The sequence below is a fragment of the Ensifer sp. EB106-05-01-XG146 genome (assembly GCF_058791875.1).
In genome coordinates, this window is record NZ_JBYTDX010000001.1 from 1083371 (window position 1) to 1097587 (window position 14217).

General features: G+C 63.5%; 14 protein-coding genes. 7 read left to right on the forward strand and 7 right to left on the reverse strand.

Annotation, left to right across the window (positions count from 1 at the left end; genetic code table 11):
• Positions 1 to 2 precede the first annotated feature (2 nt).
• From topA to AC3WVQ_RS05205, 5 genes are all read right to left on the reverse strand, one after another.
• A complete protein-coding gene (gene topA / locus AC3WVQ_RS05185; protein ID WP_060522211.1) occupies positions 3 to 2669 on the reverse strand; it encodes a type I DNA topoisomerase in 2667 nt (888 codons plus the stop codon).
• A 229-nt stretch (positions 2670 to 2898) separates the two neighbouring features.
• Complete coding sequence (dprA, locus tag AC3WVQ_RS05190) at positions 2899 to 4047, reverse strand: DNA-processing protein DprA (protein WP_090294507.1); 1149 nt, start codon at positions 4045 to 4047, stop codon at positions 2899 to 2901.
• Entirely contained in the window at positions 4047 to 4658 is a 612-nt protein-coding gene (plsY, locus tag AC3WVQ_RS05195; RefSeq protein ID WP_077961540.1) for a glycerol-3-phosphate 1-O-acyltransferase PlsY, read from the reverse strand. The genes dprA and plsY overlap by 1 nt, the downstream gene beginning before the upstream one ends.
• Positions 4659 to 4688: 30 nt before the next feature.
• The gene (locus AC3WVQ_RS05200) at positions 4689 to 5981 is read right to left on the reverse strand and encodes a dihydroorotase (protein ID WP_090294505.1); all 1293 of its coding nucleotides are present in this window, start codon (positions 5979 to 5981) and stop codon (positions 4689 to 4691) included.
• A complete protein-coding gene (locus AC3WVQ_RS05205; protein WP_110818447.1) occupies positions 5978 to 6919 on the reverse strand; it encodes an aspartate carbamoyltransferase catalytic subunit in 942 nt (313 codons plus the stop codon). The genes AC3WVQ_RS05200 and AC3WVQ_RS05205 overlap by 4 nt, the downstream gene beginning before the upstream one ends.
• 157 nt (positions 6920 to 7076) lie before the next feature.
• On the opposite strand from AC3WVQ_RS05205, the gene AC3WVQ_RS05210 reads away from it, so the two are divergent.
• A complete protein-coding gene (locus AC3WVQ_RS05210) occupies positions 7077 to 8729 on the forward strand; it encodes an acyl-CoA dehydrogenase family protein (protein WP_060583555.1) in 1653 nt (550 codons plus the stop codon).
• A 48-nt stretch (positions 8730 to 8777) separates the two neighbouring features.
• Here the strand turns inward: AC3WVQ_RS05210 and AC3WVQ_RS05215 are convergent, their stop codons facing one another.
• Positions 8778 to 9713, reverse strand: a complete 936-nt coding sequence (locus AC3WVQ_RS05215) for an AEC family transporter (protein ID WP_110818446.1) — start codon at positions 9711 to 9713, stop codon at positions 8778 to 8780.
• Positions 9714 to 9954: 241 nt separating this feature from the next.
• Here AC3WVQ_RS05215 and AC3WVQ_RS05220 point away from each other — a divergent pair, with 241 nt between their 5' ends.
• Both AC3WVQ_RS05220 and AC3WVQ_RS05225 read left to right on the forward strand, forming a co-directional pair.
• Positions 9955 to 10095: a hypothetical protein gene (locus tag AC3WVQ_RS05220; protein WP_181432565.1), complete on the forward strand. Its 141-nt coding sequence runs from the start codon at positions 9955 to 9957 to the stop codon at positions 10093 to 10095.
• Positions 10092 to 10433 carry a DUF6105 family protein gene (locus AC3WVQ_RS05225; protein WP_077961535.1) on the forward strand — a complete coding sequence of 114 codons (342 nt, stop codon included), beginning with the start codon at positions 10092 to 10094 and terminating at the stop codon, positions 10431 to 10433. The genes AC3WVQ_RS05220 and AC3WVQ_RS05225 overlap by 4 nt, the downstream gene beginning before the upstream one ends.
• Here AC3WVQ_RS05225 and ruvX read toward each other — a convergent pair.
• Complete coding sequence (ruvX, locus tag AC3WVQ_RS05230; protein WP_034795390.1) at positions 10379 to 10864, reverse strand: Holliday junction resolvase RuvX; 486 nt, start codon at positions 10862 to 10864, stop codon at positions 10379 to 10381. The two genes, AC3WVQ_RS05225 and ruvX, sit on opposite strands and share 55 nt — an antisense overlap.
• Positions 10865 to 10945: 81 nt before the next feature.
• Here ruvX and AC3WVQ_RS05235 point away from each other — a divergent pair, with 81 nt between their 5' ends.
• The 4 genes from AC3WVQ_RS05235 (at position 10946) to AC3WVQ_RS05250 (ending at position 14142) form a co-directional block, all read left to right on the forward strand.
• Entirely contained in the window at positions 10946 to 11650 is a 705-nt protein-coding gene (locus AC3WVQ_RS05235; RefSeq protein ID WP_034795392.1) for a metal-dependent hydrolase, read from the forward strand.
• A 109-nt stretch (positions 11651 to 11759) separates the two neighbouring features.
• Entirely contained in the window at positions 11760 to 12047 is a 288-nt protein-coding gene (gatC, locus tag AC3WVQ_RS05240; protein WP_034795408.1) for an Asp-tRNA(Asn)/Glu-tRNA(Gln) amidotransferase subunit GatC, read from the forward strand.
• Between the two features lie 50 nt (positions 12048 to 12097).
• Entirely contained in the window at positions 12098 to 13579 is a 1482-nt protein-coding gene (gatA, locus tag AC3WVQ_RS05245; RefSeq protein ID WP_110818445.1) for an Asp-tRNA(Asn)/Glu-tRNA(Gln) amidotransferase subunit GatA, read from the forward strand.
• Positions 13580 to 13650: 71 nt separating this feature from the next.
• Positions 13651 to 14142 (forward strand): GNAT family N-acetyltransferase, encoded by a 492-nt coding sequence (locus AC3WVQ_RS05250; RefSeq protein ID WP_060522219.1) that lies wholly within the window; start codon positions 13651 to 13653, stop codon positions 14140 to 14142.
• Positions 14143 to 14217 lie beyond the last annotated feature (75 nt).

The window sequence follows — 14217 nt, forward strand, 5'->3', positions numbered from 1 at the left end:
GATCAGTCCTTCTTGGCCTTGGCGGCCGTCTTTGTTTTGCTCTTGGCGGGCGCCTTGGCCTTAGCCTTGGTCGCCTTGGCGCCGTCCTCGGACTTCGCCGCTGCCTTGGTCGTCTTGGCCTTGGTCGCCTTCCCCTTGGCCGTTCCGCCCTTGGCAGCACGCTCCGAGATCAGCACAAGTGCCTCCTCGACCGTCACCGACTGCGGATCCTTGCCCTTCGGCAGGGTGGCGTTGACCTTGCCCCAGTTGACATAGGGGCCGTAACGGCCGTCACGAACGGTGATCGGGCCACCGTCGGGATGATCACCGAGTTCCTTGAGCGACGCGGCAGCGGTGCGGCCCCGGCCGGCCCCGGCCTTCGACTGCTTGTCGGCGAGAACCGAGACGGCGCGATTGAGGCCGATCGAGAAGACGTCCTCGATCGATTCGAGGTTGGCATAAGTGCCGTCGTGCAGCACGAACGGTCCGTAGCGGCCAAGCCCGGTTGAGATCATCTTGCCGGATTCCGGATGGGCACCGATATCGCGCGGCAGCGACAGCAGCGCGACCGCCTTCTCATGGTCGATCGTCGACGGCGTCCAGCCCTTCGGCAGGCTCGAGCGCTTGGCTTCCTTGCCGTCGCCACGCTGGACATAGGGGCCGAAGCGGCCGCTCCTGAGCGTGATTTCCTCGCCGGTATGCGGATCCTTGCCGAGCGCCTGCGGTTCGTTCGAGACCGCCGCCTCCTCGCCGTTGCTGTCGGAGGAAAGCTGGCGGGTGAAGTTGCACTCCGGATAGTTCGAGCAGCCGACGAAGGCGCCGTACTTGCCGAGCTTCAGCGACAGCTTGCCGGTGCCGCAGACCTGGCAGATGCGCGGATCGCCGCCGTCCTCGCGCTTGGGGAAGACCAGCGGCGCCAGTTCCTCGTTCAGCGCGTCGAGCACGTTCGTTACGCGCAGTTCCTTGGTTTCCTCGATCTGGGCGAAGAAATCCTTCCAGAAGTCGCGAAGCACGTCTTTCCAGTTGACCTCGCCGGCGGAGACCTGGTCGAGCTTTTCTTCGAGCGACGCGGTGAAGTCGTAGCCGACATAGCGTGTGAAGAAGCTTTCCAGGAACGCCGTCACCAGCCGTCCTTTGGCCTGGGGGATGAGCTTGCGCTTGTCGTTGGTGATGTAGTCGCGATCGAGCAGGGTCGTGACGGTGGCGGCATAAGTGGAGGGACGGCCGATGCCGAGCTCTTCCATCTTCTTGATCAGGCTTGCTTCGGAATAGCGCGGCGGCGGCTCAGTGAAATGCTGCGAGGCGTTGATCTTCTGCTTGGCGAGGTTTTCGCGCGCATTGATCTCCGGCAGGCGGCCATCCTCGTCGCCGTCGTCAGTCTGTTCGCCGTCTTCCTTGGCATCCGTATAGGCAGCGATGAAGCCGTCGAAGCGGATGACCGAGCCGGTGGCGCGCAGACCTGCCTTCTGGCCGCCATTGTCCGCAGTGATTTCCGCGGTCGTACGCTCGATCTCGGCCGATGCCATCTGGCTGGCGATGCCGCGCTTCCAGACGAGGTCGTAGAGCCTGAGCATGTCGCCATCGAGGAAACGGCGAACCTGGTCCGGCGTCCGGTTGAAATCGGTCGGGCGGATGGCCTCGTGCGCTTCCTGGGCATTCTTCGCCTTGGTCGAATAGAAGCGCGGCTTTTCCGGTAGATAGCGGTCGCCGAACTGGCTGGCGATCGCAAGGCGCGAGGCTTCGATCGCTTCCGGCGCCATCTGCACGCCGTCGGTACGCATATAGGTGATCAAACCGACCGTCTCGCCGCCGATGTCGACGCCTTCATAGAGCTTCTGCGCGACCTGCATGGTGCGCGAAGCGGAGAAGCCGAGCTTGGAGGAGGCGGCCTGCTGCAGTGTCGAGGTGGTGAAAGGCGGCGACGGGTTGCGCTTGACCGGCTTTGCTTCGATGCTATCGACCACATAGGCGGCGCCATCGAGCAGGGTCTTGAGACGATTTGCTTCTTCGCCGTTGCCGACAGCCTTCGGCGCAAGACGCTTGCCATCGGCCGAAACGAGACGCGCCTCGAACTCGTCCCCGCGCGGCGTCTTCAAGAGCGCCGAGATGTTCCAGTACTCCTCGGAGATGAAGCGCTCGATCTCGTTTTCACGATCGCAGACGAGGCGCAGCGTCACCGACTGCACGCGGCCAGCCGAGCGGGCGCCCGGCAGCTTGCGCCAGAGCACCGGCGAGAGGTTGAAACCGACGAGATAGTCGAGTGCGCGGCGCGCCAGGTAAGCGTCGACCAGCGAGGTGTCGATGTCGCGCGGATGAGCGATTGCTTCGAGAACGGCCTTTTTGGTGATGGCGTTGAAGGCCACGCGCTTGACCGGCTTGTCGCCGAGCACCTTCTTCTTCTTCAGAAGGTCAAGCACATGCCAGGAAATCGCTTCACCTTCGCGATCCGGGTCGGTTGCGAGAATGAGGCCGTCGGCGGATTTGACCGCGTCGGCGATGTCCTTCATGCGTTTCGCCGAGGCACTGTCGACTTCCCAGGACATCTCGAAGTCTTCGTCGGGACGGACCGAACCGTCCTTCGCCGGCAGGTCGCGCACGTGACCAAACGAAGCCAGTACCTTGTAGCCGGGGCCCAGGTACTTGTTGATCGTCTTTGCCTTGGAAGGCGATTCCACCACTACAACATTCATCGTCATTTTCTGAGACAACCGGTCCTGGTTCGGCGTCAGCGCCGTTTGCGCCGTACTTCGCCTGATATCGACGCCCCGAAATGGACAGGGATTCGAACGGGGTCAAGGGGGTTCGCCCAAAATAACGAAGAGAGGCCAGTGGGCGAACCATGCGGAAACACGCTGAATCTGCGATCTGAAACGCGTGATTGGTCCCGCTGGCGTGCCCGCCTGTGGCTGTGGCTTGTTATCATTCGGGCGTCGCGAGCGACACGAGGCCGCCAGCATGGCGATCAAGCCGACCGGCCAGATCAAGTTCCAGCAGAAGCAGATAGACCTGAGCCGGCGAAAGCCCGGTGTGGCGGACGATATCGTCGATCTCGACCGGCGTCGGGCCGAGCGCGGTGCTGACCGCGGCGCGGTCGCCGTCGCTCGCGCTCGCCGGAACACCAGCCCGCGCCTGACCATCCGGTTCCCGCACGCCCGGCAGCGGCAGCTCCAGCTGGCTGAGTGGCGCCAGCGCCTCGATCACGTCATCCGGGCCGGTCGTGACGATCGCGCCCTGTTTCAGGAGATCGTTGGTGCCATGGCAGCGCGGATCGAGCGGCGAGCCGGGAACCGTAAAAACGAGCCGGCCGAAATCGGCGGCGTAGCGCGCGGTGATGAGCGAGCCGGAGCGGTGCGCGGCCTCGACGATCGCAACGCCGAGGCTGATGCCGGCGATCAGCCGGTTGCGGCGCGGAAAGTCGCGCGCCCGTGGCTCCCAGCCGAAAGGCATTTCGCTGATCGCGAGGCCCCGACCGGCCGTGATTTCTTCGAGCAGGCCCACGTTCTCGGGCGGATAGGGGCGGTCGAGACCGCCGGCAAGGGCAGCGATCGTGCCGGTATCAAGGCTGGCGCGGTGGGCAGCCGTGTCGATACCACGTGCGAGGCCCGAGGTGACGACATAACCGGCGCGGCCGGCGTCGAGCGCAATCATCGCCGCAAACTTTGCGCCGCTGACCGACGCGTTGCGCGAGCCGACAATGCCGAGCGACGGGCGGCCAGCCGCGCTGAGATCGCCTTTCATCGCGAGCAGAGGGGGAGCACCGTCGATCTGCCGCAGCGCCGAGGGATAAGCCGCTTCGCCGATGCCGACGAAAACGGCGCCGTGGCGTCGTGCGGCCTCCAGTTCCCGTTCGGCTTCGGCGACGGACGCCACGCGATAGCTTTGCTTCGTGCCGCCGCGCCTCGACAGCTCAGGCAGTGCATCCAGCGCGTTTTCAGCGGTGCCGAAATGGTTGATCAGGTCGCGGAAGGCGATGGGGCCGACATTGTCGCTGCGAATGAGCCGGAGCCAGGATATCTTCTGTCGTTCGGTCAGCGCCACTCCGTTTCGTCCTGCGCTGGCCTCAGACATTATCCCTTGTCTCCGATCTTGCTTTCCGTGCCGGCGAGCAGCCGCCGAATGTTGGCGCGGTGCTTCACCCAGGTGATGACCGTCATGGCGGTAAAGAGGAGGGCGACCTTCTCGTTGCCTGCCGCGTAAAGTAGAACCGGAATGATAGCCGTTGCAACCAGGGCGGACAATGAGGAGTAGCGGCTGATTTTCGCCATGCCGAGCCAGATGACCGCGAAGGCAAGCACCATGAGGGGAGCAAGGCCGAGCAGGACGCCGATATAGGTGGCGACACCCTTGCCGCCCTTGAAGCCAAGCCAGACCGGGTAGAGATGGCCAATGAAGGCGGCAAAGCCCGCGGCGATTCCCGCCTCGACGCCCCAGTAGGATGCGATGAACGCTGCGGCGGAGCCTTTCAGGGCATCGAGCAACAGCGTTGCGGCAGCAAGCTTCTTGTTGCCGGTTCGCAGCACATTGGTCGCGCCGATATTGCCGGAGCCGATCTTGCGCACGTCGCCGAGCCCGGCCATGCGCGTCAGGATCAGTCCGAACGGGATCGAGCCAAGGAGATAGCCTAAGGCAAGGCTTAAGAGCGTAAAGGGCAGCCCAAGCTGCCAGGACAATAGATCCACCGGTTCCCCTCCCGCGCGACCGCTTTCGGCTTAGGCCGAATGCACCAGCTTGCCGGCAACATAGGTTTGCACGACCCGCCCGGTAAAGCGCGCATTTTCAAACGGCGTATTCTTGGAGCGAGAAACGATCGCCTCTTCGTAAAGCACCCAAGGCTCGTCGAGATCGAGGACGGTGATATCGGCCTTGGCGCCGGGTTTCAGCGTACCGGCGTCGAGACCGAAGATCGCCGCCGGCCGCGTCGACATCGCATCGATCAGGCGCATCAGCGGAACCTGGCCGCTGTGATGCAGGCGAAGCGCGGCCGCGGCCAGCGTTTCCAGGCCGATCGCCCCATCGGCAGCATCGGCAAAGGGCAGCCGCTTGGTGTCGACGTCCTGCGGGTCGTGCGAGGAGACGATGATATCGATCGTGCCGTCGGCCAGTGCCTCGGCCATCCCGACGCGGTCGTCCTCGCTGCGCAGCGGCGGCGAAAGCTTGAAGAATGTCCGGTATTCGCCGATGTCGTTCTCATTGAGCGCGAGATTGTTGATCGACACGCCGCAGGTGACGTTGGCGCCACGCTCGCGTGCGGTACGGATCGCGGCGGCCGATTCGGGAACCGAGATCTGGGCGGCGTGATAGGCGGCACGCGTCAGTCCGGCGATGCGCAGGTCGCGCTCGAGCGGAATGATCTCCGCTTCGCGCGGGATCCCGGAAAGGCCGAGCCAGCTTGCAAGCAGGCCCTCGTGCATGACGCCGTTGGCACCGAGATACTTGTCGCGCGTCTCAAGGGAGATGACGGCGCCGAATTCGCGCGCATAGGTCATGGCGCGGCGCAGGACCAGCGTGTCGTGAATCGAGCGACGACCATTGGTGAAGCAGACAGCACCCGCTTCGCGAAGCAGACCGAACTCGGTCATCTCTTCGCCGGCAAGACCCTTGGTCAGCGCTGCGGCCGGGTGTACGTTGACCAGCGCCTTGTCGCGCGCCGTCTTCTTCACATACTCGACGAGCGCGATGTCGTCGATGACAGGGTCGGTCTCCGGCATGGCGATGAAGGTGGTGACGCCGCCGGCAGCGGCGGCCCGCGATGCGGACTCGAAGGTCTCGCGGTGTTCGCTTCCCGGTTCGCCGACAAAGACGCGGGCATCGACGAGGCCCGGAACGGCGGTGAGGCCGGCGCAGTCCTTGACGAAGGCGCCATCCGGCGCGCCCTGGTTCTGGGCATCGGCACCGGCAGCAAGGATAAGGCCGTCGTCGCCGACGATAACAGTGCCGACTTCATCGAGATTGCGCGAGGGATCGACGATGCGAAGGTTCTTCAGAACGAGTGGTCTGGTCATGTGCGCGGCCCCTGGTTCTGCGAGAGAAGCAGCGTTTCCATAACCGCCATGCGCACGGCAACGCCCATCTCGACCTGCTGTTCGATCACGCTCTGCGGCCCGTCGGCGATTTCCGAGGCGATCTCGACGCCGCGGTTCATCGGCCCGGGATGCATGACAAGCGCATCCGCCTTGGCTGCCTTCAGCTTTTCCGCATCGAGCCCGTAGTAGTGGAAGTATTCGCGTACAGACGGCACGAAGGACCCGGCCATGCGCTCGCGCTGCAGGCGCAGCATCATGACGACATCGGCATCCTTCAGGCCCTCGGCCATCGAGTGGTAGACTTCGACGCCCATTTCGGCGATCCCGGAGGGAAGCAGCGTCGCCGGTGCGACGACCCGAACCCGTGCGCCCATCTGGTTCAGGAGCAGGATGTTGGAGCGCGCAACGCGCGAGTGAAGCACGTCGCCGCAGATCGCCACGATGATGCGCGAGAGCTTGCCCTTGGCGCGGCGGATCGTCAGCGCGTCGAGCAGCGCCTGCGTTGGGTGCTCGTGCTGGCCGTCGCCCGCATTGACGACGGAGCAGGAGACCTTTTGTGCGAGAAGGGCTGCGGCACCGGCCGAGGAGTGACGCACGACCAGCACGTCCGGGTGCATGGCGTTCAGCGTCATCGCCGTGTCGATCAACGTCTCGCCTTTCTTCACCGAGGAATTGCCGACCGACATGTTCATCACGTCGGCGCCAAGGCGTTTGCCGGCAAGCTCGAAGGAAGATTGCGTGCGGGTCGAGGCCTCGAAGAAGAGGTTGATCTGCGTCAGACCCCGAAGCGTGGACGTCTTCTTTTCTCTTTGACGGGAGATTTGGACGGCTTCATCGGCGCGATCGAGCAGATAGGTGATATCCTGCTCCGTGAGCCCCTTGATGCCGAGCAGGTGGCGATGCGGGAAAGTGATCATGGGCCGCCCTTGCGCTCTGGAAATGTGGTCGCTCTATAAGACCTGGTCCCCGGCACGGCAAGGCTTGCGCGGTTCAGTCCGCAGAAAACTTGCAACGGCGATCCTATCTTTTCTTCGCCCCGTTCCGTGGTCGAGAAACTTGCGCTAGAACCGGCCCATGAATCAGATGAACCGGACTGAACAGAAACTCGCCGAGCTCAACCAGCCCAAGCCCTGGTCCGGTGTCAACGCCTATCGCTCCGATCCGCTGGTGGTCGACATCACATCGGGCATGAGCAAGACGCTGCGCGATGAGTTCGACGTGCTCGGCCGCTACGTCACCTCGCCGGAGGCCCAGGAACTGGCGCGCATGGCGAACGAAGGTCCGCCGAAGCTGAAGACCCACGGGCCGCGCGGCGAGCGTCTCGATGTCGTCGAGTTCCACCCGGCCTGGCATGCGCTGATGCGCCGCTCGATGTCCTCGGGCCTGCACGCGTCCGCGTGGGAAAATCTGCCGGACGAGCGCAACCAGTCGCACAAGACGCGGGCGATCCGCTTCTATCTGACGGCGCAGCTCGAATGCGGTCATCTCTGCCCGCTGACGATGACCAGTGCATCGCTTGCAGCGATCACTGCGTCGCCGGCGGTGCAGAAGGAGTGGGCGCCGAAGATCCTGTCGCGAAAGTACGATTCCACCAACCGTCCGTGGATGCAGAAGTCGGCCGTCACCGTCGGCATGGGCATGACCGAGAAGCAGGGCGGCACCGACGTGCGCGCCAACACTTCGACGGCCGAACGGGTGGGCGAGGGCATCTATCGGCTGAATGGCCACAAGTGGTTCATGTCGGCGCCGATGAGCGACGCTTTCGTCATGCTGGCGCAGACCCGCGAAGGGCTTGCCTGCTTCCTGGTACCGAGGCTCCTGGAAGACGGCAGCGCCAACGGCCTGCGGTTCCAGCGGCTGAAGGACAAGCTCGGCAACCGCTCCAATGCGTCTTCCGAGGTCGAGTTCTCAGACACGTTCGGCTTCATTCTCGGCGCGCCGGATGCAGGCCTCCGCACGATCCTCGACATGGTGACGCTGACGCGGCTCGACTGCGCGCTCGCTTCCGCCGGCATGATGCGCGCCTCGCTTGCCGAAGCCGTACATCATACCCGCGGCCGCAAGGTTTTCGGCAAGCCGCTCGTCAGCCAGCCGATGATGACGCGCGTGCTCGCCGACATGGCGCTCGACGTTGCCGCGGCAAGCGCACTTTCGTTCCGCCTGGCCGAAGCCTTCGACAAGGCGCGCAGCAGCGTGGAAGACGCGGCTTACGCGCGGATCATGACGCCGGTTGCGAAATACTGGGCCTGCAAGATCGCGCCGGCTCTGATCTATGAGGCGATGGAGTGCCTCGGCGGCAACGGCTATGTGGAAGAGCGAGCACTGGCGCGCCACTACCGCGAAGCGCCTGTGAATGCCATCTGGGAAGGCTCCGGCAACGTCATGGCGCTGGATGTGCTGCGGGTTCTCGCCAAGGGCAAGGATCTGTTCGAGCAGCTCTTCGTCGTGCTGGCCCGCGATCTCGGCCCGTCCGGTCGCAAGACGATCGACGTGCTGCGCGCGGCCATGTCGCTGTGCGAGCGTGATGAGGGTGCGGCCCGCATGCTGGTCGAGCAACTGGCGCTCGCCGCCGCTGCCGCCGAGCTCTACCGTCTCGGTGCCGGTCGCATTGCCGATGCCTTCCTCGAATCGCGCCTGGCTGCCGGGTGGCGCTCGACCTACGGCATGCTCGATTCGCGCTTCGATTCCGCCTACATCCTGGACCTTCTCTATCCCCCTGCGGCCTGAGCCGCAGGACGTCCGGCGTAAGCCGTCAGCCCCCTGCGGCGTAAGCCGTCAGCCCCCTGCGGCGTAAGCCGTCAGCCAGAGCACGAGCGGTATCGTGAAGAACGAAACGACCGTCTGGACGGTCGCGACCGCCGCATAGAGTTCGGCGTCGCCATCCATCTGCTTGGCCAGTAGATAGCCGTTCATCGCGGTCGGCACGGCCGCGCCGAGCGCGATGACCAGCAGAGCATCGCCGCGAATGCCGAGCAGGTAGCTCGCGCTCACCATGAAGACCGGCATCACGATCAGCTTGAGGAAGACCGCGAGCAACGCCGTCCTGCTGGGCTTGAGCGCATCGGATGCCCGCAGGCCCGCACCGACCATCACCAGGCCGAGGCTGAGCGAGGCGCTTGCCAGCATATCGATCGTGGCCATCACTGGGCCGTAGATCTTCAATCCGCTCATGTTGACGAGAATACCGAGCACCGAGGCGACGATCAGCGGATTGGAGACGATCTTGGCGAAGAAGCGGCGGAAGTCGCGATTGCCACCACCAAACCAGACGAGAACACCGATATTGTAGAGATTGATCGGGATGATCACGAGCGTCATCACCAGGGCGGTCAGTGTCAGGCCGATCGGGCCATAGAGTTTCTGCGCGATCGCCAGCGCCATGAACCCATTCCAGCGTGTCGCAGTCTGGAAGACCGAGGTGAAGGATGCACCTGATACCTGGCGGTTCCGCAGCATCGGCCACAACAGCAGCACGAAGACCGACATCAAACTGACGCTTCCGATCGTTGCGATCGCCGTCGCATCGGCCTTCAATCCGGCAAAATCGGCCTGGGCGAGCGTCGAAAACAACAGCGACGGGAAAAGGATGAAGTAGCCGAATTGCTCGAGCCCGAGCCAAAGACTCTGATCGATCAAGGTCGAACGCTTGAGCCAGGCGCCGAGCAGGACCAGCAGGAAGACGGGAAGGATGCTTTCAAAGACGACGGTCATGGGGGAGGGCCTGCGTGCGGGACGTCTATCGCTACCTCAAATCATCGCCGACCGGAATGCGCTAGTGGCACGAGGCGGCGATCAAACGGGAGTGTCCCGCCTTCAAGGATCCGCGACCGGACTGCCCTGTGAAAATTAACCTTAACAAATGGTTTACGTTGCGCGGGTCGCCGCAAGGGCGGAGATTGATCCGGCATTTTAATGGATTCCGGAATGGAGCGGTTCGGTGAGAACTGGTCTTATGATCATCATGATGATGTTTTTTGCCGGACTGGCGCTAGATATCGCAGTTCCCGCGATGGTTCTTGTGGCCGCCGTGCTGGCTGACCGCGCGATTTACCCAGTTGTCTTTCGGCAGATCTCGGAAAGGGGGGCCGCATGAAGTGGTTTCTGATCCTTTGGGGCGGGCCGATCCTGCTGCTGGGCTCCTGGTATGGCCTGTCGTACTACGACATGAGCTTCGGCTTCTTCATGCTGACGCGGCAAACCCATGATCTGGTGTTCCAGATCTACGGCAATGTCCTCGGCATCCCGCCGGAAACCATTCCGCCGCTCGTAGCCCGCGCGATCGTCGTCGACAGCCTGATCGTTTTCGCCATCATCGGCTTTCGCAAGCGCCGCCAGATCGCGGCGTGGTATCGTCGCCGCTTCGGTGCCGTGGCCCCTCAGTCAGAGAGGCCGTCTCTTGCCAGCGACGCCAGCCTGTCGAGCGCGCCCTGAAGAATGAACGAGGCCGCGGCCGAATCGATGCGTTCGGCCCGCTTGCGTCGTGACACGTCCATCTCGATCAGCACCCGCTCGGCCGCGACGGTCGAAAGCCGTTCATCCCAGAAGGCGAAGGGCAGGGGCGTTTTCTGTTCCATGTTGCGCACGAAGGCGCGGGTCGCCTGACAGCGCGGCCCCTCGCTGCCGTCCATATTGACGGGCAGGCCGATGACGAAGGCCGCGATCTTTTCTTTCGTCGCTGCCGACAGCAGCGCCTCCGCGTCCACGCCGAACTTGACCCGACGGATCACCTCGCGCGGGGTCGCAAAGCGGCGACCGAGATCGGAGACCGAGAGGCCGATCGTTTTCGTGCCAAGGTCGAGGCCTGCAATGGCCTGGTTCGGCTGTAGCTGGGCTGCGAGTTCTTCGATGGTGAGAATTGCCATGGGATTGTCGATTCGATCTTTGCGCGGAGAGTTGTCTGATCCATATGCTGTTGCGACAGACAAATCATCAGGGAGATCGTCATGAAGATCAAATGGCTCGGCCATGCCGCCTTTCACATCGAAACGGCAAAGTCCAAAATCCTGATCGACCCCTTCTTTACTGGCAATCCGGCGTTCCGCGACGAGGAGCGCCGGGACGCGACCGCCGGGCTCACCCACATTCTCCTGACCCATGGTCACGGCGACCATGTCGGCGATACCATTGCGATCGCCAAGGAGACGGGCGCGACGGTCGTTGCCAATGCCGACCTTGCCGCCTGGCTCGGCCGGCATGGCGTCAAGGCGCTGGAAATGGGGAACACCGGCGGCACGATCAATCTCGGTAGTTTCTCGACGACCTTCGTCAACGCGCTGCATTCGTCGGCGCAGCTGACCGAGGACGGCGTCTCGCACTCGCTCGGCAATGCCAACGGCCTGGTGCTGCATTTCGAGGACGAGCCGACGCTCTATCACATGGGTGATACGGACATCTTCTCCGACATGGCGCTGATCAACGAGCTGCATCAGCCGGAGATCGGCATCGTGCCGATCGGCGATCGTTTCACCATGGGCGGGGCGGTTGCGGCCCTGGCCTGCCAGCGCTTCTTCAAGTTCTCGACAGCCATCCCCTGCCATTACGGCTCGTTCCCGATCATCGACCAGACCCCGGAAACCTTCGTTGCCGGCATGGAAAGCGCGTCGACCAAGGTGGCGACGCCGCACGTCGGCGGCGTCGTCGAGATCTGATGTTACGCCGGGCCTTTTGAGAAGAGGCCCGGTCCTCCGGCAATTCCCCCGTTGCGTGGCTCGCCCTGCGCCATTATAGCGGGGGAAGTTCCAGTTACCGGAGACGATCATGTCCGTAGACCTTGCCACCGTGAAGCGCGTCGCGCGCCTTGCCCGTATCGCCGTTAGCGAAGAAGAAGCCGAACGGATGATGGGTGAGCTCAATGGCATCCTCGGTTTCGTCGAGCAGCTCTCCGAAGTGAATGTCGATGGCGTCGAGCCGATGACCTCGGTCACGCCGATGGATATGAAGAAGCGGACGGACACCGTATCGGACGGCAACAAGGCCGACGACATCGTCGCCAATGCGCCGAATTCCGATCGCAATTTCTTCCTCGTTCCGAAGGTGGTCGAGTAATCTCCCGCCAGCCGCCCCGACGTTTCTGATTGCGAAAGCCAGATTTTACCATGACCGACCTTACCAGCCTGACGATTGCCGAAGCCCGCACCAAGCTCGCCGCCAAGGACATCACCGCCGTCGAACTGACCGACGCCTATCTCGGCGCGATCGATGCCGCCAATGAGGCGATCAACGCCTACATCGCCGTCACGCCCGAAAAGGCACGAGAGATGGCCAAGGCCTCGGATGCGCGTATCGCCGCCGGCAAGGCCGGTGCGCTCGAAGGCATCCCGCTCGGCATCAAGGACCTCTTCGCTACCGAAGGCGTGCACACGCAGGCCTGCAGCCACATCCTCGACGGTTTCGCGCCGCGCTACGAATCGACCGTGACCCAGAACCTCTGGAACGACGGCGCCGTCATGCTCGGCAAGCTGAACATGGACGAGTTTGCCATGGGCTCGTCGAACGAGACCTCCTACTACGGCGCGGTCAAGAACCCGTGGCGCGCCAAGGGCTCCAATCTGGATCTCGTGCCGGGTGGCTCCTCCGGTGGTTCCGCCGCAGCCGTTGCCGCGCATCTCTGCGCCGGCGCGACCGCCACCGATACCGGCGGCTCCATCCGCCAGCCGGCAGCCTTCACCGGCACCGTCGGCATCAAGCCGACCTATGGTCGCTGCTCGCGCTGGGGCACCGTTGCTTTCGCCTCGTCGCTCGACCAGGCAGGCCCGATCGCCCGTGACGTGCGCGATGCCGCGATCCTCCTGAAGTCGATGGCAAGCGTCGACGCCAAGGACACGACCTCGGTCGATCTGCCGGTGCCTGATTACGAAGCCGCGATCGGCAAGTCGATCAAGGGCATGAAGATCGGCATTCCGCGCGAATACCGCGTCGATGGCATGCCGGAAGAGATCGAAACGCTCTGGCAGCAGGGCATTGCCTGGCTGAAGGAAGCCGGTGCCGAGATCGTCGACATCACCCTGCCGCACACGAAATACGCGCTGCCGGCCTACTACATCGTCGCTCCGGCCGAGGCCTCCTCGAACCTTGCCCGCTATGACGGCGTTCGCTACGGCCTGCGCGTAGACGGCAAGGACATCGTCGACATGTACGAAAAGACGCGCGCAGCCGGCTTCGGTCACGAAGTCAAGCGCCGCATCATGATCGGCACCTACGTGCTTTCGGCCGGCTACTACGATGCCTACTATCTGCAGGCACAGAAGGTGCGCACGCTGATCAAGCGCGACTTCGAACTGGCGTTCCACGCCGGCGTTGACGCCATCCTGACGCCGGCGACGCCGTCGTCTGCCTTCGGCATCGCCGACGAGGATCTGGCATCCGATCCGGTCAAGATGTACCTCAACGACATCTTCACGGTGACGGTGAACATGGCCGGCCTTCCCGGTATCGCCGTTCCCGGCGGTCTCGACCACAAGGGCCTGCCGCTTGGCCTGCAGCTGATCGGCAAGCCGTTCGAGGAAGAAACGCTGTTCAAGACCGCGCATGTGATCGAACAGGCGGCCGGCCGCTTCACACCCACCAAGTGGTGGTAAACTCTTGAGGGGCGGTACCGACTAGGTACCGCCCTTTCTTCTTCGGTTGCATCGCGGAAGGAGACCGCGTCATGCCCGTCATCCGCCATGCCCGCGCCGGCGACGTCGACCGGCTGGCCGAAATCGGCCTTAGATCCTGGCAGTCGGCAATTGCGGGCCTCGCCGATGGCGAAAAGATGCGGCGCGTGGCCGAGGCCGCATTTCTCCGTTTTCTGTTCGATCACTGGCTTTCCGTTTTGCTCGTCGAAGGCGAGGGCGCCATCTGCGGTTGGGTGGCGTGCGAGAACTTCGACAATGCGATCTCCGATCTGTGGATCGAGCCGCAGCTCCAGGGCAGGGGCTTCGGCGGGCTGCTGCTTGCTGAGATCGAGCGTCGTATTGCTGCGGACGGATTCGACGCGGCCACCACCAAGACGCACGCGCGCAACGACCGCGCCGTGCGCTTCTTCCGCAATCACGGCTATGGCGTGAGTTGGCTGTCGACCGCCTATGCGCCGCAACTCGACAGCGACGTTGCCTTCATCGGTCTGAGCAAATCTCTGGAGCAAAGCCCGGATCATTGACACCCCGCCACCTCATGCATGGCAGCCACGCGCAAAGCCGGCTGGCCTATTCACACCGCATTCATTAGGCCCATG

Excerpts from the sequence above, each read along its gene's own strand:
- topA (WP_060522211.1), bottom strand. The coding sequence starts at position 2,669 with ATGAATGTTGTAGTGGTGGAATCGCCTTCCAAGGCAAAGACGATCAAC.
- dprA (WP_090294507.1), bottom strand. The coding sequence starts at position 4,047 with ATGTCTGAGGCCAGCGCAGGACGAAACGGAGTGGCGCTGACCGAACGA.
- AC3WVQ_RS05200 (WP_090294505.1), bottom strand. The coding sequence starts at position 5,981 with ATGACCAGACCACTCGTTCTGAAGAACCTTCGCATCGTCGATCCCTCG.
- AC3WVQ_RS05205 (WP_110818447.1), bottom strand. The coding sequence starts at position 6,919 with ATGATCACTTTCCCGCATCGCCACCTGCTCGGCATCAAGGGGCTCACG.
- AC3WVQ_RS05210 (WP_060583555.1), top strand. The coding sequence starts at position 7,077 with ATGAATCAGATGAACCGGACTGAACAGAAACTCGCCGAGCTCAACCAG.
- AC3WVQ_RS05215 (WP_110818446.1), bottom strand. The coding sequence starts at position 9,713 with ATGACCGTCGTCTTTGAAAGCATCCTTCCCGTCTTCCTGCTGGTCCTG.
- AC3WVQ_RS05220 (WP_181432565.1), top strand. The coding sequence starts at position 9,955 with ATGATCATCATGATGATGTTTTTTGCCGGACTGGCGCTAGATATCGCA.
- AC3WVQ_RS05225 (WP_077961535.1), top strand. The coding sequence starts at position 10,092 with ATGAAGTGGTTTCTGATCCTTTGGGGCGGGCCGATCCTGCTGCTGGGC.
- ruvX (WP_034795390.1), bottom strand. The coding sequence starts at position 10,864 with ATGGCAATTCTCACCATCGAAGAACTCGCAGCCCAGCTACAGCCGAAC.
- AC3WVQ_RS05235 (WP_034795392.1), top strand. The coding sequence starts at position 10,946 with ATGAAGATCAAATGGCTCGGCCATGCCGCCTTTCACATCGAAACGGCA.
- gatC (WP_034795408.1), top strand. The coding sequence starts at position 11,760 with ATGTCCGTAGACCTTGCCACCGTGAAGCGCGTCGCGCGCCTTGCCCGT.
- gatA (WP_110818445.1), top strand. The coding sequence starts at position 12,098 with ATGACCGACCTTACCAGCCTGACGATTGCCGAAGCCCGCACCAAGCTC.
- AC3WVQ_RS05250 (WP_060522219.1), top strand. The coding sequence starts at position 13,651 with ATGCCCGTCATCCGCCATGCCCGCGCCGGCGACGTCGACCGGCTGGCC.